This is a genomic window from Novosphingobium sp. BL-A-41-Hi4A-0G (assembly GCF_055521735.1).
Window position 1 is genome coordinate 724610 of sequence record NZ_CM145501.1, and the last position, 17921, is coordinate 742530.

Below are 17921 nucleotides of genomic sequence, written 5' to 3' on the forward strand. Positions count from 1 at the left end.
CGGTTCACCTCCGATGCTGCCTTGCTAGTGCCCGCGCGGTTGCGGCTGCGTGGCGCCTGCATGAATAATCGGCAATGTTGCGCAAGGCCCCTCGCAGGGGCGCCAAAACCTTGTCATGAAAGAAGGCGTTCGCTGCACCGGAGAGCCCGATGAGCCAGAAGATCCTGCTGGTCGAAGACGATCCTGCCACTGCCGACTACATCGCTGGCGGGCTTGAGGAAGAAGGCTTCGTCGTCGATCGCGCCGCCAATGGCCGCGATGGGCTCTTCCTTGGCACCGACAGCGCCTATCAATGCATCGTGCTCGACCGCATGCTGCCAGGGCTCGATGGCATGGCCGTGCTTGCCGCCCTGCGCGGGGCGGGGGTGCACACGCCGGTGATCATTCTCTCGGCGCTCGGCGCGGCAGAGGATCGCATCGCGGGGCTGACCGGCGGCTCGGACGATTACCTGGCCAAGCCTTTCGCCTTTGCCGAACTGCTCGCCCGTATCCGCCTGCTGATCCGCCGCACACAGACCGTGCCCGCGCAGCAGACCGTGCTGGCCTGTGCCGATCTTGAAATGGACCTGCTTGCCCGCCGCGTGCGCCGCGCGGGCCAGACCATCGAACTGCAACCGCGAGAATTCCGCCTGCTCGAATACATGCTGCGCCATGTCGATCAGGTCGTCACGCGCACAATGCTGCTCGAAGGCGTGTGGGACTATCACTTCGATCCCGGCACCAACGTGATCGACGTCCACGTAAGCCGCCTGCGCAAGAAGATCGATGAAGGCCACGCCGTGCCACTGCTGCACACCGTGCGCGGCGCTGGCTATCGCATCGGCGCCAATCCGTGAAATTAGGCGCTATCTGGCATTCCACTACCTTGCGCCTCGCTGCGCTGGTGTTCCTGCTTCAGGTCCTGGCCGCTGCCTGCCTGCTCATCGGCCTCGGTGCCGTGATGCGCCAGCAGAGCCGCGCGCAGGCCGTCGACGTGGTCGAGACGCTCAAGGACGATCTCGTCGCCACCCATGTCGCGGGCGGGCAGGGTGCGCTCGTCGAAGCGATCCGCCTGCGCCTTTCGAACGAGGTCGGGCGCGGTGTCGTCGTGGCATTGCAGGACGAGGCGGGACGGTTGATCGCGGGCAATCTGCAGGGTGTCCCCGCCGATGCCCGTCGCTTGCGCACGCCGCGTCTGGAAAGCGTCCTGCGCCGCAACCACGCCGCGCCCGAAGCCGCTTTCCTCCTGGCCGCCCCCTTGCGCCACGGCGGCACGCTGCTCACCGGCGTCGTGGTGGAAAGCGACCGCCAGTTTCTTGCCCTGCTCGAACGCGCAAGCCTTGCCGCGCTTTCCCTCTCGCTGATCCTCGCCGCCATCGCTGCATGGGTTTCCACGCGTCAGATCGTCCACCGCCTCCAGGCCACCGTTGCCACGCTGGAAGGCGTGGGCGAGGGCGACCTTGCCCGCCGCGTACCGCCCGATGATTCCGGCGATGCCTTCGCCCGGCTGGGTGGTGAAGTGAACCGCGCGCTTGCCCGCGTCGAATCCCTCAACGATCAGCTCAAGGTCGCGACCGACGCCCTCGCACATGATCTCAAGTCCCCGCTCTCGCGCATGATCACGGCGCTTGATCGCGCCTCGTTGCGGGTGGAAGACCCCGACACCCTGTCCGCCGTCGAAACCGCGCAGGCCGAGGGCCGCCGCGTCATGGCGATCATCGATACGGCGCTCGGCATCTCGCGTGCCGAGGCGGGCATCGGCCGCACAAGCTTCACACCCACTGATCTGACCGCCATGGTCGAGACCATCGCCGAGATCTACGAGCCATTGGCCGAAGATGCAGGCCGCACGATCGTCGTCCACGCTGCCCCCGGCCTCACGCTGCCGGTTCATCGCCAACTGATGGATCAGGTTCTGGGCAACCTCATCGACAACACCATGCGCTATGGTGCGGGCACGATCACCATGGCGCTCGAAGCGGCGGGCAGTGATCTTGCCCTCTCTGTCGCAGACGAAGGTCCCGGCATCCCGCCCCACCTCCATGCCGAGGCGTTGCGTCGCTTTGGACGCCTCGACGAAGCGCGCGGTGGTTATGGCGCGGGGCTGGGCCTCGCGCTGGTGGCGGCGGTTGCCCACCTCCACGGCGGCGTGATCGAACTGTCAGAGAACCCCGCCAGCGCATCGGGCCAGCCGGGGCTGAAAGTCACGCTGCGCCTGCCTAGGTCCTGACCTTAAGCGTCCAGTTCCGTCAGCCACTGCCGGATCATGGCCCGCCCTGCTTCAACCGCAACCGGCCCGTGCAGGTCATGTGCAGCGCGCAGGCTCTCCAGCGTGCCGCCGGCCTCTTCCACCGCCTCGGGCCACTGCTCGATCCATGCATCGAAGCGCGGGTCGAGCCCCATCTCCGCGTGGAACTGCAGCGCCAGCACGTTGCGACCGCGGCGGAAGGCCTGATGGTCATAGACATGGCTTGAAGCCAGCAGTTCGGCCTCCGGCGGCAACGTGAACGTGTCGCCATGCCAGTGTAGCACCGGCACTTGCGCGATATGCTGCAACGGGCTGTCCTCGGCGTGGACGGTGACTGGGTGGAAGCCAACTTCCTTGTGCGGCCCTGCAAAGACCTTGCCGCCCATTGCCTCAGCAATCATCTGCGCGCCGAAGCACACGCCCAGCGTCGGGCGGTCCGCCTCGAGCCGGTGGGCAAGGCGGCGCAACTGGCAGCGGATCCACGGGTGCTGGTCCTGCTCGTAGACTCCCATCGGACCGCCCATCATGATGAGCAGGTCCGGCTCGCGCAGGTCGAGGCTGGCAAAGGCAGGGTCGGCCACGTCGATCCGGTCGACATGATAGCCCGCATCCTCGACCGGCTCGCGGAAACCGGCAACGCCTTCATGAGGCACGTGGCGGATGATCAGGGCAGTCTTGCGGGGCATGGTCCGTCTTGTCGTGGCTTCTGCGTGGCCACAACCATCGGCAATATGCTCTACCAATTCAATAGAGTTTTTCGACGCGATGGGGAAGGCACACTATCGTGGCGCAGGATGCCTGATCGGAATCAACTGCCGCGGCGGCTCGCAGGTTTGATCACCCATCGGCCGCGACGCAAGCGGCGGATGTCCTTGCCGCAGCCTTTGCATTTCCCCGCGTATCCTGACGGCTCCCTGACAACCTGGGATCGAACGGGTTGATGAAGGCCCACCAGACATTTGAATGAGAACATTGTGACGCCGGTCCGCAAGAGAACAGGCGCCCAAGCAAGCACAGACCCGTCGATTCGAATATATCCCGAACGTTATCGATGCCACCTGCCGCAGGGCAGGTGGCATTAGATCAGTGCCCAGCGAAAGGTTTCAGCGCAACGCCAGGACGTCGTCGCTGCCAAGGCGGGCCATGGCAAGCGTGGCAGCCCGGCGCGAGTCTATCCAGCGACCGTCGGACAGTTGCACGTCATAACGCTCGTCACTGGCCACTGCACTGCGATAGAGCTTCGCGGCACGGTCCTTTTGGCCCAGCATCTTGTAGGCGGTGCCAAGGTTGATCAGCGCGAGCGGATCTCCTGCTTTCACAAGGTCTCCACCCTCGATCCGGGCGATGGCTGCGAGCGGGCGTCCGGCGGCGATCTCGTGGAAGCCGACATCGCCGCTGGGCAGGGCCGGAGCAGGAACCGTCAGCGGCGGGGTCACCATGACGGCAGACTGGCTCATCAGCGCTGCGGCAAGAAGCAAAGTGTTGGCCATGATGTCTCTCCGTGCGGCGGTTGCTGTGATTGTCACGCAGAATGCCATGATTCTCTTGGGGTGCAACGAAACTGCAACATTGTCACAAAACTGTAATTTCGAGAGGCGCTGAAACCCGTGAGTCTCGTCACAATTGTCAAATAACCGTCAGATAAACTGACTTAATTCTGTCAGGAAACCGCAAAGAGGTTGTCACTTTGCGCGCCTAGACAACCCCTCGATCCGGGCGGGGATAGCTCCCGCCGCCATCCATGGGGGATACCAAGTGAAGAACATCCACGGCCTGTTCCTTGTCGGCTGCAGCGCGCTGGCGCTCGCCGGCTGCGGCCCCACCGACATCGCTTCGCCCGGCACTGGCGGCAATGTCGTCATCAACCAGCCGACGCCCACGCCGACGCCGACGCCAACCCCCACGCCGACCCCCACGGTCACCGCTGCTGCAGGCTGCCCGACGATCGAGGACCCGACCGGCCTGACGGACGCCGGCACCGTTACCTCGGCTCAGGGTTCGTGGCGCGTCTGCACGCTGCCCGCACGCATCACCCGTTCGACCACGCTCCCGAAGATCGCGGGCCTGCTCTACTCGATGAACGGTCGCGTCGATGTCGGCAACGATGCCGGCTTCAGCAGCACCAGCACCGGCGTGACGCTGACCATCCAGCCCGGCGTGATCCTGTTTGGCAACACCGGCACGTCGTGGCTTGCCGTCAACCGCGGCAACAAGATCAATGCCGTTGGCACCGCCACCGCGCCGATCATCTTCACCAGCCGTGACAACGTGCTCGGCCTTAACACCGAAACGTCGCAGGGCCAGTGGGGTGGCGTCGTGCTGATGGGCCGTGCGCCGATCACCGATTGCACAACCGGTTCGGTTGCCAGCGGCGGCACCGCCAGCACTTGCGAGCGTCAGACCGAAGGCGCGGCTGATCCTGCCCTGTTCGGCGGCACCAACGATGCCGACAACAGCGGCACGATGAAGTACGTCCAGATCCGCTACTCGGGCTACGTGCTCGGCTCGAATTCGGAACTCCAGGCGCTGACCCTCGAAGGCGTCGGCTCTGGAACCCAGTTCGACTACATCCAAAGCTACAACAGCTCGGACGATGGCGCGGAATTCTTCGGCGGCACCGTCAACATGAAGCACTACATTGCCGTGGGTGCCGACGATGACAGCCTCGATATGGATACCGGGGTTCAGGCCAACCTGCAGTACCTGCTGCTTCTCCAGCGTGCAGGTTCGGGTGACGCGCTGATGGAGCTCGACAGCAACGGCAATGAAGCCCAGACGCCGCGTCAGGTTTCGAAGATTGCAAACTTCACCGCTGTCCAGGCTCAGACCAGCAGCAACAACGAAGCTGCCGACCAGGCCGCGCTGCTGTTCCGTGGCAACTCGGACATCTCGCTCTACAACGGCGTGGTCAACACCCCGAACAATGAATGCATCCGCATGAACGGTTCGGGCGGTGCGAACGCCTCGACGCTGGTCGCTCGCTCGGTGGTGATGTCCTGCAATGCCACGAAGTACCTCGGCACCGGCACCTACACGGCGGCTCAGGTTCAGACGTTCTTCGGTTCGGGATCGAACAACAACAACGACGGCTTCACGTCGACGTTGACCGGTGGCTTCATCAACGGTGCCAACGAAACTGCCGTGACCGCCTTTGACGTGACCACGCTGTCCTCGTTCTTCTCGGCGGTAACCTACATCGGCGCCGTCAAGGATGCCTCGGACACCTGGTACGCTGGTTGGACCTGCAACAGCGCGGCTGCGAACTTCGGCACCACCAGCCAGTCCTGCACGCTGCTGCCGACCACCTGATCGGCGCCTTTCGGGAAACCCGGGGGGTGGCCGGCAACGGCTGCCCCCTTTCCCGCACCACGGAACTTTCCTTTTCCCCAGGGGGGACGACAGATGAATACCTTGCGGCTCGCACACCTGCTGCTGCTTTCCACCGCGCTGTTCAGCCCGGCTCTTGCCCATGCGCAGGACGCGGCGCCGACGCCGCCCTCGGCGCCTGAAGCGCCTGCCGATCAGGCCGTCGCAGACGTTCAGCCAGAACAGCAGCCGCAGGAGGCGGCGCCGGAAGTCTCGATCCCCGGTGGTGAGATCGTCGTGACCGGCCAGCGTGATCGCAACCTGCAGCGCGCCGCGCCGCAAGTGGTCTCCGTGCTCGGCACAGCGGAAATCGCCCGCACCGGCGAAGGCAACATCGCCGGCGCTTTGGGCCGCGTGACCGGCCTCAGCGTCGTCGGCAACGGCTATGTCTATGTGCGTGGCCTTGGCGATCGCTACTCGCTCGCCCTGCTCAATGGCTCTCCCCTGCCGAGCCCCGAGCCGCTCAAGCGCGTTGTCCCGCTCGACCTGTTCCCCTCCAGCATCATCGCCTCGTCGCTCGTACAGAAGTCCTATTCGGTAAACTATCCCGGCGAATTCGGCGGCGGCGTGGTCAACCTCACCACCAAGTCGGTCCCGCAGGAAGCCTTCGTCAACGTCGGCATCGGCGGTTCGTGGGATACGGAAACCACCAACCAGCTTGGCTACACCTATTACGGTTCGAGCACCGACTGGACCGGCTTCGACAACGGCCAGCGCGACTATACCAAAGCCCTGCAGAGCTTTTTTGCCAGCGGCGAACGCCTCAGCTCCGGCAATGTCGATGCCGTTGCCGTCGGGCAGGGCATCGTCAATACGCGCAACGGCCTGACTCAGCGCATTCCCAACATGCCGGGCAATGGCTCGCTCTCGCTTTCGGCGGGCAAATCGTTCGATCTTGGCGGCGCAACGCTCGGCGTGATCGCCACGGCGGGCTACAACAACAAGTGGCTGACGCGCGATGTGCTCAGCCAGACCTCGGTCGAATCCGATCTCGCCGACCTCCAGTCGAACTTCCGCCGCGTGACGACCGACAACCGCATCGTCGTAAACGGCATGCTCGGTCTTGGTCTGGAGTTCGGGCGCAACAAGATCCGTTGGACCAACCTCTATATCCGCGACACGCTCAAGCACACGCGCATCAGCCTTGGGCAGCGCAACCAGACCACGGTCGATTACCAGCAGCAGGAAACCGCCTGGTACGAGCGCCAGCTGATCGACAGCCAGATCGTCGCCGAACTCAAGCCGCTCGACGGCCTGAGCGTCGATCTGCGCGGCGGCTTTGCCAATTCGCAGCGTGAGGCGCCCTACGAACTCGGCTTCGAGTACGTCCGCACCAACGTCGCCTCGGACCCGCTCGGCCAATACTTCGTCAACAACCTCGACGGCAACGCAGGCCGCGCCAACGTCAGCTTCTCGGACCTCAACGAAGACCTGTGGTCGGGCGGCATCGACGTATCCTACAAGGTCGCGCCCGCGATCACGGCGACCGTCGGCTATGCTTATACCGACACGCGCCGCACAAGCTCGCGTCGCGATTTCCAGTGGCGCGCGGTCGATCTGCCCGATGGCGTGAACATGTTCCGCCCGGACTACCTGCTGAGCAACGCCGTGATCAAGGCGTTCAACATCGGCCTGGTCGATACCAACGAAGGCAACCCCGCTTTCGTGGCAACGCTCAAGAACCACGGTGCCTATGCCAAGATCGACGCCCAGCTGACCGACAAGCTGCAGCTCGATGCCGGTGTGCGCTATGAAACGGCCAAGATGGCCGTGGCCGCGATTCCGGTGTTCAAGGACGTGACCTCGATCACCGCGCCAACCAGCCTCAACAACGATTACTGGCTGCCCGCCGCAACGCTGACCTGGTCGTTCCGTGACGACATGCAGCTGCGCGCCAACGCGTCGAAGACCATCGCGCGTCCGCAGTTCCGCGAGCTGATCTACCAGTTCTACTTCGATCCCGACACCAACCGCACCTATCGCGGCAACCCCAACCTGCAGGACAGCACGCTGACCAATGCCGAAGCCCGCTACGAGTGGTACTTCGCGCGTGACCAGCGCTTCTCGGTCGCAGGTTTCTGGAAGCGGATCGACAAGCCGATCGAAAGCTTCGTCAGCCTCGAAAGCGACAATTTCATCACCAGCTTCGCCAATGCGCCCAAGGCCGATCTCTACGGCGCGGAAGTGGAGCTGCAGAAGTACTTCGATCTGTCGGACTGGGGCGGGTTCTGGGAAGCCCGCCGCTTCGCGCTGATCACCAACTACACCTACACCAAGTCGAAGCTGAAGGTGCAGGAGGGCGACCAGACTTCCTACTATCTTGCCGCCTCGACCCGCGCGCTGGACTACTTCACCAACGGCGCGCCGCTGACCGGACAGAGCGAGCACATCGCCAACGTCCAGCTCGGCCTCGAGGACACCGACGGCCTTTCGCAGCAGACCATCCTGCTGAGCTATGCCAGCAAGCGCGTCTTCAGCCGCGGCCTGCTCAACACCGGCCAGCCGGACGTCGTGCAGGATCCGGGTCTGCGCATCGACTTTGTCGCGCGTCAGGGCATCAAGCTGTTCAAGAAGGACGTCGAACTCAAGTTCGAGGCCCGCAACATCACCGGCCGCAAGAACTGGGAATACCAGCAGTCGGGCGCAAACCGCGTCGAGGTCAACACTTACGACGTCGGCCGCACCTTTGCCCTGTCGGCGTCCATGACCTTCTGAAGCCTTTCACAGTCAATCCACCTCGAGAGGCGGCCCCGCAAAGGGCCGCCTCTTTTTTGCCGCTTGCGGATTGCGGGCTGTTATGACAAACACTGAACCATATGGTTCAGTGTAAACATCTCGACTTGTCCTTCGCCGCCTTGTCCGACGCCACGCGTCGCGGCGTGGTGGAACATCTGGTGCGATCCGACGCTTCTGTAGGGGAACTGGCCGATCGCTTCGGAATGACGCTCACCGGCATGAAGAAGCACATCGGCGTGCTCGAACGGGCAGGGCTGGTGGCCACCGAGAAGCAGGGCCGCGTGCGCAAGTGCCGCCTCGGCCCGCGCCGAATGGAAGAGGAAGCGGCTTGGATCGAACGCTACCGGCAGATGTGGGACGCGCGCTTCACCGCGCTCGACAGCCTCCTCGAAGACCTCGCGCGAAGGGAGAATTGCGATGACTGACACACCAGAAAGCTCGGACGACAAGACTGTCGTGGAGCGTCGCTCGGATCGCGAACTCGTCGTCATCCGCCGCTTCGCCGCCCCGGTCCACCTCGTCTTCCGCGCCTGGGCCGATCCGGCACTGTTCCGCCAGTGGTGGATTTCCCGGTCCTACGGCATGACGCTCGTCTCGTGCGAGATGGACGTCCGCAAGGGTGGAACCTACTGCCTGGAAATCGGCCATCCGGCTTCCGATCAGCCAATGGCCTTCTTCGGCACCTACATCGAAGTCGTGCCAAACGAACGCATCGTCTGGACCAATGAGGAAAGCCCGGATGGCGCGATCACGACGGTTACCTTTGCTCTCAGGGACGGCCTGACCGAAGTCAGCATCTCCAACCTGTTTCCTTCCGCCGAAGCGCTGGAGCAGGAACTGGCGTCCGGCGCCTGCGATGGCACCCGCGAAAGCCTCGACCAGTTGGAGGGCTTCCTCCAGACCTGACGTCAGGGCCGGTCGAGCACGTATCCCAAAGACCGCACCGTCCGCAGCGGCGAGCCTGCGCCCGCATCGCGCAGCGCCCGCCGCAGGCGGCTGACCCATGCGTCCACGGTGCGCTCGTCGATCGGCTGGTCGTGCTTGCCGAGCGCCGTGATCAGCTGCTGGCGGCTGAACACGTGGCCGGGCTGCTCCATCAGGTAGCGCAGCAGGCGCAGCTCGTTGGGCATCAGCATCAGCGGCTGTTCGCGCCAGCGCGCCTGCATCGCGGCGAGATCGAGCGTCAGTTCGCCCAGCTTGAGCATGCGGGCAGGGGCCTCGTGCTCGGGCAACTGGATCGAGAGCACCCGGTCCAGCAGCGCGCTGCGGTCCACAGGGCCCACGATATAGTCATCGGCCCCGGCGCGGAGTGCACGGCGCTTGGCCTCGGCGTCATCATCCTCAAGGATCATCGTGATGTGAGCATCCTGACCGAGGCTGTCGGCGCAGCGCAGTCGGCGGCACAGTTCGAGCCCGGACATCTCGTCGAGCACCCAGTCGATGAATGCCCAGGGCCTCCCTTCCATGAGCGGCAGCGGCGCTTGCGCCTTCCAGCGATGGAACACCACGCGCAAGTCCGAATGGACAAAGGCCTCGCGCCCGCCCGGAAGGTCACCCGTAAGTAGGATGTCGATATGCCGCATGTGAACAACGCCCCTGTCGATGGGCTTGTTCTGTCGCGATTATGTGACGGGCAAATGACGATGTTACAGGCCGCAGCAACCCTTTTGGGCAAGCCTTCCGCCGTCCCGCACGCGTGAGGAGAGGGCGTCGCCACAACTTCCCCCCTCCCGCAAGTGGGAGGGCCAGAAACCCTATCCCCCCTCCCGCAGGCGGGAGGGGTTGGGGGTGGGCCTTCCGGCCTTAAACGGGCAGACCCACGTAGTTCTCGGCAATGCTCGTCTGCGCAGCCACGCTGCTCGAGATGTATTCCAGCTCGGCCACCTGCATCGCGCGTTCAAACGGACCGTCTTCGGGGAAGCGGTGCATCAGCTTGGTCAGCGTCCACGAGAACCGCTCCGACTTCCACACTCGCGCCAGCGCCTTGGCGGAGTAACCCACCACGGCATCGTTGTCGGCGCGCTTGAAGAAGCCGGTCAGCGCCTCGGCAGCATAATGCACGTCGCTCGCCGCAAGGTTCAGGCCCTTGGCACCGGTCGGCGGCACGATATGCGCGGCGTCGCCGCACAGCAGCAGGCTGCCATGGCGCATCGGCTCGAACACATAGGAGCGCAGGGGCGCGATCGACTTCTCGATCGAGGGCCCGCGCGTCATGTTCGCCGCGGCCTCAGGCCCGAGGCGCACCGCCAGTTCGTCCCAGATCCGCTCGTCCGACCAGTCCTCGACCTTCTCGGTCAGGGCTACGTCCACGTAATAGCGGCTGCGCGTGTGGCTGCGCATCGAGGCGAGGGCAAAGCCGCGCTCGTGGTTGGCATAGATCAGTTCGTGATTGCACGGCGGCACATCGGCCAGAATGCCGAGCCAGCCGAACGGATAGACCCGCTCGTACTCGCGCGCCACGCTCGCCGGGATCGCCTTGCGGCTTGGGCCATGGAACCCGTCGCAGCCGACGATGAAGCGCGCATCGATCCGCTGCGCCGCGCCATCAAGCGCATAAGTCACGTAAGGCGCGTCGCTCTCGATGTCGTGCAGCGCCACGTCATCCGCGCCATAGATCACCTGCAGTCCGCGCTCGGGCGCTGCGTCCATCAGGTCGCGGGTGATCTCGGTCTGGCCATAGACGACGACGGTCTTGCCGGTCAGGTTCGCCACGTCGATACGGATCAGGCGTTCGCCATCGGCCAGGTTGAAGCCTTCCTCGACGAGTCCCTCGGCTTTCAGCCGTGCATCAAGGCCCAGCCGACCCATCAGGCCGACGGTGATCTGTTCGAGCACGCCTGCGCGGATGCGGCCAAGGATGTAATCGGGCTGCTGACGCTCGACCACGACGCAATCGACGCCTTCGGCCTTGAGCAAGTGTCCGAGCAACAGGCCCGCAGGCCCCGCGCCGATAATGGCAACCTGGGTCTTCATGAATCACATCTCCCACGCGCCCGCACTGGGATGCGGGATCATGATTGCAAATTGACAGAAGCTCCGTTCGGGAGGAATGCAGCGTCAGGACAAACAGCTGGCACTTTCGGGACATGACCGAGACAATACCCAGATATGCCCTCTACGGTGAAGGCACTGCGCCGAACACCGGCGGTTTCGCGCATATCGAAACCATCGCCGAGCGCAGCGCCTTGCATGACTGGGAAATTGGCATCCACCGGCACGACCATTTCGTTCAGGTCCTGCTGGTAGAAGAGGGACACGCCGCAGTCACCCTCGATACCGTCACCACCGGCCTCGAAGGCCCCGCCCGCGTCATCGTTCCCGCCGCTGCTGTCCACGGCTTCCGCTTCCGCCAGGGCACGCGCGGCTTTGTCCTCACCTTGTCCACCGACTTTTCCACACGTGCCGCAGGCCCCAAAGACCCACTGCTCGCCGCCCTCGCACGCGGCGGCACCGCCACGCTCGGCCCGGATGCAGCCAACCGGGCCTTCTGGCTCGCACGCGAAATGCTCGGCCTCCAGCAGGAATGGCAGCAGCAGGACCCGCTGTTTCTGGCGCTCGCCGAAAGCCTGATCCGCACCCTTGCGCGCGACGTGCCCGCAGCAGACGACACCACCCGCGCCGACCAACGCCTTGACCGCTTCCGCCAGCTCGTCGAACTGCACTACCGCCAGCACCGCGATCTCGATTTCTACGCAGGCGCTCTGGGGCTCACCCGCCGCACCCTGTCGCGCCTCACCGCCGCGCGCCTCGGCTGCAGCCCCATGGACCTGATCCACCGCCGTCTCGCCCTCGAAGCCCACCGCCTGCTGCGCTACACCAACGCCACCGCCACCCAGGTCGCCACCGAACTCGGCTTCGAAGACCCCAGCTACTTCTCGCGCTTCTACCAGCGCGTCACGGGCAGGCGACCTTCGGCGGACAAGGTGGCTTGAAACCGTCGGAGAAGCATTTTGCCCTGTCCTACACGTGCCGTTTCTGAAACGATCAGGTGAATGGGATTCGCACATGCCTCTGTTCGCTTGAAAGCGTCTTCCGGGAGGGGGCGTACCAGCCGGAATCCGGGTCCCCTGAGTTTTCTCTCTGGACAGTGTAAACGGCGTAAACCCCCGCAGAGCGCGTTCTCCGCAAAAACCCCGCAAATCCGCTTGTTTCGCCCGTTAAGTCCGCTATGAAATTTTCATGGATATGAACTGCGGAAGAGGCATCTGAAATGGCGAAGATCAAAACCACCCACGTCGGCAGCCTCCCGCGCGGCGATGAACTCACCCCGCTGCTGCTGGCGCGGGACAAGGGTGAAGCCTACGATGCCGCCGAATTCGATGCGAAAGTTTCGGCCGCCGTCGATGCCGCGGTCAAGATGCAGGTCGATGCCGGTGTATCGGTCGTCTCCGACGGCGAACTCGGCAAAGTCGGCTACTCGACCTACATGATCGAACGCCTCTCCGGCTTCGGCGGCCACATCGATCGCAAGCCTGCCGCAGACCTCGCCGAAGTGCCCAACCTCGCCAAGAAGCTCTCGGCGATCATGGGCAGCCAGGAATTCGTCCGCGCCTCGTGCATCGGCCCGGTGCGCAAGGTGACGCTGCAGCCGCTGCATGACGATATCCGCCGCTTCAAGTCCGCGCTCGAAAAGCATGCCGCGCCTGACACAGAAGCGTTCATGAACGCCGCGTCGCCCGGCCTCATCACCGCTTTCCAGGTCAACCGCCACTATCCGAGCCACGAAGCCTACCTCGCCGACCTCGCCGATGCGATGCGCGAGGAGTACGAGACCATCGTCGATGCCGGCTTCTACCTCCAGCTCGATTGCCCCGACCTCGCGATGAGCCGCCACACCGGCTATCAGGACCTCTCGGACGAGGAATTCGTCAAGGTTGCCGCAGCCAACGTCGAGGCGCTGAACGCGGCGACCGCCAACATCCCGCCCGAAAAGATGCGGATGCACATCTGCTGGGGCAACTACGAAGGCCCGCACGATCACGATATCCCGCTCGAGCGCGTGATCGACATCGTGATCGGCGCGCGGCCTGCCACCGTGCTGTTCGAAGCCGCCAACCCGCGCCACGAACACGAATGGAAGGTCTGGCGCGATGCCAAGCTGCCGGATCACAAGATCCTCGCGCCCGGCCTGATCGACACCTGCTCGAACTACATCGAGCATCCCGAACTGATCGCCCAGCGCATCGAACGCTTCGCCGGGATCGTCGGCGCGGACCGCGTGGTGGCGAGCACCGACTGCGGCTTCGGCACCTTTGCGGGCTACGGCAAGCTCGATCCGATCGTGACCTGGCGCAAGCTCAAGTCGCTGCGGGAAGGCGCGGACATCGCCGCGAGCCGCCTGTGAGCCCCGACGACCGCCGCGCTGTCGAGCATGACTGCGCCCGCCTGATCGCGCTCTACGCCAACCTCAACGACGAGGCGCGGTGGGATGAAGTGGCGGCGCTCTATGCCGAGGACGGCGTGATGTACCGCCCGACCGCGCCCGATCAGGGCGTGGAAGGGCGCGCGGCGATCCTTGCCGCGTTCAAGGCCCGCCCGCCGCGCACCACGCGGCACGTCTGCTCGAACGTGGTGATCGACGTCGAAGGCCCGGCCACCGCACGAGGCACCAGCGCGATGCTGCTGTTCACGGGCGAGGGCGCGCCGCTGGTTGGCTCGTTCCACGACCGCTTCGTGCTGACCGCCGAAGGCTGGCGCTTTGCCGAGCGGCGCGGGAGCCTGCTGTTCAAGTGAACGCTCCCGCCGCCTCGAATCCGGTCAAATCCGCGATGCGCACGCTCGACGTGATCGAGTACGTCGTCGCCAACCGTCAGGGCGCGGTGGCCCAGGAGATTGCCGGTGCTCTGGCCATTCCCGTCAGCAGCCTGTCATACCTGCTCGCGACGCTGACCGAGCGGGGATACCTGACGCGGGAAGGGCGGCGCTACCTGCCGGGGCCAGGCCTGCAGCGCCTGCGTGCGCCCGAGACGGCGCTGACGCTCGAAGACCGTGTCGCTCCGCTGGTCCGGGCGCTCAGAAGCGAGTTGAACGAGACGTCCTCGTTCATGGTCCGCCGTGGCTGGGAAGTTGAAGCGCTGGTGACCGAGGCGAGCGATCAGGCGCTGCGCTACGCTGTCGATCCTGGCACGCGCCGCCCGCTTCACGCACTTGCTGCGGGCAAGATCATGGCGGCGTGGCTGCCGCCTGCCGAGATGGAACACTACTTCGCCGAGACCGAGCGGACGAGGTTCACGCCGCAGACCCGTACGACCGAGGCCGAACTGCGCGCCGATTTCGCGCAGATCATGGCAACAGGCTTCAGTCTTGCGCGGGAGGAAGCGACGCCGGGCATCTGCGGCATGGCCGTGCCGGTATGGATCGACGAGCAACTGGCAGGCGCGTTCAGCGTCGCTGTGCCCGCCGTTCGCTTTGACGAGGCGTTGGCCACGCGCATTCGGCAGTTGCTCCTGCGCGCTGCCAGTGCTTTGGGCGAACGCTAAGCGCTCGCCCTGCACTGCTTACTTCTTCAAGCCTTCGGTGATGCGCTGGGTTTCGGCGCGGGTCGAGTCCGGGCCGGTGTTGCGCTTGTAGATGCCGCCCTGGCCCGCCGCGCGGTTGAACAGGTCGGGGTCACCCTCGCGCTGTTCGAGGCCGAAAAGGGAGTGCAGGCCGGGGTGACGGCCAAGACCACCGTAGAGATCGAGGCAGCGCTCGATCCACGGGCGCAGAGGATCGTCATTGGCGAGGACCGGGATCTTGCAGACCGAGGCGGTGAACAGGATGCCGCCCATGATGCGGAAGTCTGCATAGTTGGGCGATGATCCGCCAAGCCATTCATGCTGGCCAAGCGCGGCACGCAAGGGTTCGAGCGCGGCGCTGATTTTGGGCAGGCGCTCTTCGCGACCGGCCTGAACGTCTTCGAGCTTGCGGCCGAGCATCTTCTCGCGGCTGTGGGTGACATATTCGTGATCGGCCGGCACCGACAGGTCGCGGTAGTCAGCGCAGAAGCAGAACATCCAGGGGCCGACGGCCGCATTCCAGAACCAGTGGTCGAGCGCCTTGAGCGTCGCGGCGACGCTTTCGTGCGGAATCAGGGTAGGGCGGTCCGGGTACTTGGCGTCTAGGTACTCGACGATACCCCAGCTATCGAGCACCCATTCGCCATCGTCGACGATCGCGGGAAGGCGCTCAGTCTTTCCCCCCGTGCGCTCGAGAATGCCGGTGAAACCGCCGGGCACGACATCGAGATCGAAGCCCTTGTGCTTCAGGGCGTACTTCGTCGCCCAGACGAACGGGCTGATTGTCGCGCCGGTAGAGAGGGCGAGGTCATAGAAGGTGATGGTGTTGTTGGCGGCCATGACATCCTCATGTTTTCGTTGAGCACAGTGTGCCAGATATTGTTAGTAACACAAACGGAATTTGCAGACTTGAACTTGTGTTTTCTCGTCGCCCCGGACGTGATCCGGGGCCCCGCTCGTTCTTTCCGCCGCGGGTCATTCGGACCAAAGTGGGGTCCCGGATCAAGTCCGGGATGACGAGAAAGGGGGGCGGGGCAAATGCGCCCAAACGCAAAGAGCGCCGGGCCCGTCGGGATGGGACCGGCGCTCTCGCTGTCAGGCGTGTCGCCCGCAAGCTTACTTCTTCGTGCGCCAGCCCTCGGCGTAGTTGTCGCGGGCGACTTCCGAGTAGGGAACGGCTGCGACGGTGGCCTTGATCTCGGTCTGGACGTGGGGTTCGACGGTCGGCTTGGTGGTGCCGCCGTTGGGCTCACCCCAGAGCAGGCTGACTTCGGTGCCCGGCTCGACGTAGCCCGGTTCCATCATTGCGAGGGTGAGGAACTTGCCTTCGTTGGCGGTGTAGCCGATCCAGGTCGAGAGGCCGACTTGTCTGCCATCGGCGAGGACCTGATCGAACGGGTGCATCGAGTATACGGCGCTCGGGTACTCCATGAACTTGGCGCGATCGCCCTTGCTCAGCGCCGAGGACTGGACGCGCATGACGTCTTCGTTGTCGAGCGCGAGGGTGACCTTGGTGCGGTGCTTGCCTTCGGCGGCCATCTTCTCGAGCGCAGCGCGGCCGATGAAGTCATGGTCGAACTTGACGAAGGGGCCGTAGCCCAAGTCCCACGGGGTGGTGTAGTAGCCCTCGATGGTCTCTGGCACATAGCTGCCGCCGACCGAGCACTTGGCTTCGTAGGAATTGGCCGAAAGCCATTCGCGATAGGGGCGCAGCGCTTCGCCGGTGTAGATCGCGGGGAAGGGCGAGGGGATCCAGCCCGATTCCAGCGTATTCGACGAATAGGCGCGGCCGCCGACGAGGGCCATCTGGAATTCCTTGCCGGCCTCGACCAGCGCAGAGTGGACGGCGCCATAGTCTTCCCATGGACCCATCAGTTCGAAGCCCGGCTGGCCCGCCATGCCGTGACGCAAGGCGCGGACTTCCTTGCCGCCGATGGTCATGCGGGTCATGTGGAAGAACTTGAGATCCGGAGCGGTCTTGCCGGTGGCCTTCTCGATGATCTTCATCGCGTTCGGGCCCTGGATCTGGAAGCGGTAGGAGTTGCGCTTGCCATCGGTGCGCATCGCCCAGCGCTCGTCGCGTTCGACGGTGACGTTCCAGTTGCCGCTGGCGGCATGGTATTCGACCCACTCGATCGTCGGCGCGCGGCCGACGAGGTTGAAGTGGTTTTCGTCGAGGTAGAACAGGATCACGTCGCCGATCACGTAACCATCGGGCGTGACGGGCACGAACTGCTTGGCGCGGTCGGGCTGGAAGTTCTTGAACGAGTTGATGCCGAGGTGCTCGAGCATCTTGAAGGCGTCAGGCCCCTTAACCGCCAGATCGACCATGTGGTACGACTGGTTGTAGAGCACCGCCGAGTGCGCCCACGCCCACTGTTCGTTGCGCCAGTTCGAGTATTCCGCCGGAACGCCCGGATAGACGTTAGGGCCGACCTGCTGGTTGCGGACGAAGTTTACGAGGTCACCGGCGTTCTGGATGACCTGTTCGAGGGTCTGGGACATGGTTTCTTGGCTCTCCCGATGCAATTTCGCGGATATGGATTCGCCATGCCCTATTTTCGTGTGCTTGAAAAGTTCGGAATGATGAAATCTGTGAAAAATTGTAAGTGTTGCATACGGATGTAGTGAGGGACCATCCTTCGACAGGCTCAGGATGAGCAGGCTTTGGGGTATGCCACTCCCCGTATTCTGCTCAGCCTGAGCTTGTCGAAGGCCGCTCGCGCTTGGACGGCACAAACGAAAAGGGCCGATCCTTGCGGACCGGCCCTTTCGGAATGCGTGGTGAGGTCGATCAGCCTTCGACGTGTTCGGCCAGAACCGTCAGGCCATTGGCGCCGACTTCGGCAAAGCCGCCCTGGACCTTGATCTCTTCGGGTGCAGCGCCCGCCGTCTTGTAGACCTTGATCGAGCCGTCCTTCACCGTCGACATGAACGGCGCGTGGCCTTCCAGTACGCCGAATTCACCGTCGGTTCCGGGAACGACGACCATGTGGACCTCTTCCGAACGGACGAGGCGGGCCGGGGTGACGAGTTCGAAGTGAAGGGACATCTCTATCTTCTCCCCCCTCCCGCAGACAGGAGGGGTCGGGGGT

The 17921-nt window shown here is 64.3% G+C and carries 17 protein-coding genes; 10 read left to right on the plus strand and 7 right to left on the minus strand.

Features of this window, described 5'->3' with window-relative positions; all coding sequences use genetic code 11:
• The first annotated feature begins 149 nt into the window (after positions 1 to 149).
• Together ACZ1JX_RS03675 and ACZ1JX_RS03680 are read left to right on the plus strand one after the other, a co-directional pair.
• Entirely contained in the window at positions 150 to 836 is a 687-nt protein-coding gene (locus tag ACZ1JX_RS03675; protein WP_465125440.1) for a winged helix-turn-helix domain-containing protein, read from the plus strand.
• On the plus strand, positions 833 to 2209 hold the full coding sequence (locus ACZ1JX_RS03680; protein ID WP_465125441.1) for a sensor histidine kinase: 1377 nt from the start codon (positions 833 to 835) through the stop codon (positions 2207 to 2209). The genes ACZ1JX_RS03675 and ACZ1JX_RS03680 overlap by 4 nt, the downstream gene beginning before the upstream one ends.
• Before the next feature lie 2 nt (positions 2210 to 2211).
• On the opposite strand, the gene ACZ1JX_RS03685 is transcribed toward ACZ1JX_RS03680, so the two are convergent.
• Positions 2212 to 2913 (minus strand): glutamine amidotransferase, encoded by a 702-nt coding sequence (locus ACZ1JX_RS03685; protein WP_465125442.1) that lies wholly within the window; start codon positions 2911 to 2913, stop codon positions 2212 to 2214.
• Positions 2914 to 3330: 417 nt separating this feature from the next.
• Positions 3331 to 3717, minus strand: a complete 387-nt coding sequence (locus ACZ1JX_RS03690; RefSeq protein ID WP_465125443.1) for a hypothetical protein — start codon at positions 3715 to 3717, stop codon at positions 3331 to 3333.
• 265 nt (positions 3718 to 3982) lie between these two features.
• Between ACZ1JX_RS03690 and ACZ1JX_RS03695 the strand changes: the two genes are divergently transcribed.
• The 4 genes from ACZ1JX_RS03695 (at position 3983) to ACZ1JX_RS03710 (ending at position 9235) form a co-directional block, all read left to right on the plus strand.
• The gene (locus ACZ1JX_RS03695) at positions 3983 to 5536 is read left to right on the plus strand and encodes a hypothetical protein (RefSeq protein WP_465125444.1); all 1554 of its coding nucleotides are present in this window, start codon (positions 3983 to 3985) and stop codon (positions 5534 to 5536) included.
• Positions 5537 to 5629: 93 nt separating this feature from the next.
• Positions 5630 to 8308: a TonB-dependent receptor domain-containing protein gene (locus tag ACZ1JX_RS03700; protein WP_465125445.1), complete on the plus strand. Its 2679-nt coding sequence runs from the start codon at positions 5630 to 5632 to the stop codon at positions 8306 to 8308.
• A gap of 101 nt (positions 8309 to 8409) precedes the next feature.
• Complete coding sequence (locus ACZ1JX_RS03705) at positions 8410 to 8754, plus strand: ArsR/SmtB family transcription factor (protein ID WP_465125446.1); 345 nt, start codon at positions 8410 to 8412, stop codon at positions 8752 to 8754.
• A complete protein-coding gene (locus tag ACZ1JX_RS03710; protein WP_465125447.1) occupies positions 8747 to 9235 on the plus strand; it encodes an SRPBCC domain-containing protein in 489 nt (162 codons plus the stop codon). The genes ACZ1JX_RS03705 and ACZ1JX_RS03710 overlap by 8 nt, the downstream gene beginning before the upstream one ends.
• 2 nt (positions 9236 to 9237) lie before the next feature.
• Here the strand turns inward: ACZ1JX_RS03710 and ACZ1JX_RS03715 are convergent, their stop codons facing one another.
• Both ACZ1JX_RS03715 and pobA read right to left on the minus strand, forming a co-directional pair.
• Positions 9238 to 9912 carry a response regulator transcription factor gene (locus ACZ1JX_RS03715; RefSeq protein ID WP_465125448.1) on the minus strand — a complete coding sequence of 225 codons (675 nt, stop codon included), beginning with the start codon at positions 9910 to 9912 and terminating at the stop codon, positions 9238 to 9240.
• Between the two features lie 220 nt (positions 9913 to 10132).
• The gene (pobA, locus tag ACZ1JX_RS03720) at positions 10133 to 11302 is read right to left on the minus strand and encodes a 4-hydroxybenzoate 3-monooxygenase (RefSeq protein ID WP_465125449.1); all 1170 of its coding nucleotides are present in this window, start codon (positions 11300 to 11302) and stop codon (positions 10133 to 10135) included.
• A 113-nt stretch (positions 11303 to 11415) separates the two neighbouring features.
• Between pobA and ACZ1JX_RS03725 the strand changes: the two genes are divergently transcribed.
• From ACZ1JX_RS03725 to ACZ1JX_RS03740, 4 genes are all read left to right on the plus strand, one after another.
• Complete coding sequence (locus tag ACZ1JX_RS03725) at positions 11416 to 12261, plus strand: helix-turn-helix domain-containing protein (protein WP_465125450.1); 846 nt, start codon at positions 11416 to 11418, stop codon at positions 12259 to 12261.
• Between the two features lie 278 nt (positions 12262 to 12539).
• Positions 12540 to 13673 carry a cobalamin-independent methionine synthase II family protein gene (locus ACZ1JX_RS03730; protein ID WP_465125451.1) on the plus strand — a complete coding sequence of 378 codons (1134 nt, stop codon included), beginning with the start codon at positions 12540 to 12542 and terminating at the stop codon, positions 13671 to 13673.
• A complete protein-coding gene (locus tag ACZ1JX_RS03735; RefSeq protein ID WP_465125452.1) occupies positions 13670 to 14062 on the plus strand; it encodes a nuclear transport factor 2 family protein in 393 nt (130 codons plus the stop codon). Before ACZ1JX_RS03730 ends, ACZ1JX_RS03735 begins: the two co-directional genes overlap by 4 nt.
• Positions 14059 to 14808: an IclR family transcriptional regulator gene (locus tag ACZ1JX_RS03740; protein WP_465125453.1), complete on the plus strand. Its 750-nt coding sequence runs from the start codon at positions 14059 to 14061 to the stop codon at positions 14806 to 14808. The genes ACZ1JX_RS03735 and ACZ1JX_RS03740 overlap by 4 nt, the downstream gene beginning before the upstream one ends.
• 18 nt (positions 14809 to 14826) lie before the next feature.
• Here the strand turns inward: ACZ1JX_RS03740 and ACZ1JX_RS03745 are convergent, their stop codons facing one another.
• The 3 genes from ACZ1JX_RS03745 to ACZ1JX_RS03755 form a co-directional block, all read right to left on the minus strand.
• The gene (locus ACZ1JX_RS03745; protein WP_465125454.1) at positions 14827 to 15666 is read right to left on the minus strand and encodes a beta-etherase; all 840 of its coding nucleotides are present in this window, start codon (positions 15664 to 15666) and stop codon (positions 14827 to 14829) included.
• A gap of 276 nt (positions 15667 to 15942) precedes the next feature.
• Positions 15943 to 17331, minus strand: coding sequence for a syringate O-demethylase (desA, locus tag ACZ1JX_RS03750; RefSeq protein ID WP_465125455.1), 1389 nt, complete (start codon positions 17329 to 17331; stop codon positions 15943 to 15945).
• 289 nt (positions 17332 to 17620) lie between these two features.
• Complete coding sequence (locus tag ACZ1JX_RS03755) at positions 17621 to 17878, minus strand: ATP synthase F1 subunit epsilon (protein ID WP_465125456.1); 258 nt, start codon at positions 17876 to 17878, stop codon at positions 17621 to 17623.
• Between the last annotated feature and the right edge of the window lie 43 nt (positions 17879 to 17921).

Bases quoted from the DNA above. Each gene is read 5' to 3' on its own strand.
- desA (WP_465125455.1), bottom strand. From the start codon at position 17,331: ATGTCCCAGACCCTCGAACAGGTCATCCAGAACGCCGGTGACCTCGTA.
- ACZ1JX_RS03715 (WP_465125448.1), bottom strand. From the start codon at position 9,912: ATGCGGCATATCGACATCCTACTTACGGGTGACCTTCCGGGCGGGCGC.
- ACZ1JX_RS03745 (WP_465125454.1), bottom strand. From the start codon at position 15,666: ATGGCCGCCAACAACACCATCACCTTCTATGACCTCGCCCTCTCTACC.
- ACZ1JX_RS03705 (WP_465125446.1), top strand. From the start codon at position 8,410: ATGGTTCAGTGTAAACATCTCGACTTGTCCTTCGCCGCCTTGTCCGAC.
- ACZ1JX_RS03710 (WP_465125447.1), top strand. From the start codon at position 8,747: ATGACTGACACACCAGAAAGCTCGGACGACAAGACTGTCGTGGAGCGT.
- ACZ1JX_RS03700 (WP_465125445.1), top strand. From the start codon at position 5,630: ATGAATACCTTGCGGCTCGCACACCTGCTGCTGCTTTCCACCGCGCTG.
- pobA (WP_465125449.1), bottom strand. From the start codon at position 11,302: ATGAAGACCCAGGTTGCCATTATCGGCGCGGGGCCTGCGGGCCTGTTG.
- ACZ1JX_RS03730 (WP_465125451.1), top strand. From the start codon at position 12,540: ATGGCGAAGATCAAAACCACCCACGTCGGCAGCCTCCCGCGCGGCGAT.
- ACZ1JX_RS03685 (WP_465125442.1), bottom strand. From the start codon at position 2,913: ATGCCCCGCAAGACTGCCCTGATCATCCGCCACGTGCCTCATGAAGGC.
- ACZ1JX_RS03725 (WP_465125450.1), top strand. From the start codon at position 11,416: ATGACCGAGACAATACCCAGATATGCCCTCTACGGTGAAGGCACTGCG.
- ACZ1JX_RS03755 (WP_465125456.1), bottom strand. From the start codon at position 17,878: ATGTCCCTTCACTTCGAACTCGTCACCCCGGCCCGCCTCGTCCGTTCG.
- ACZ1JX_RS03690 (WP_465125443.1), bottom strand. From the start codon at position 3,717: ATGGCCAACACTTTGCTTCTTGCCGCAGCGCTGATGAGCCAGTCTGCC.
- ACZ1JX_RS03675 (WP_465125440.1), top strand. From the start codon at position 150: ATGAGCCAGAAGATCCTGCTGGTCGAAGACGATCCTGCCACTGCCGAC.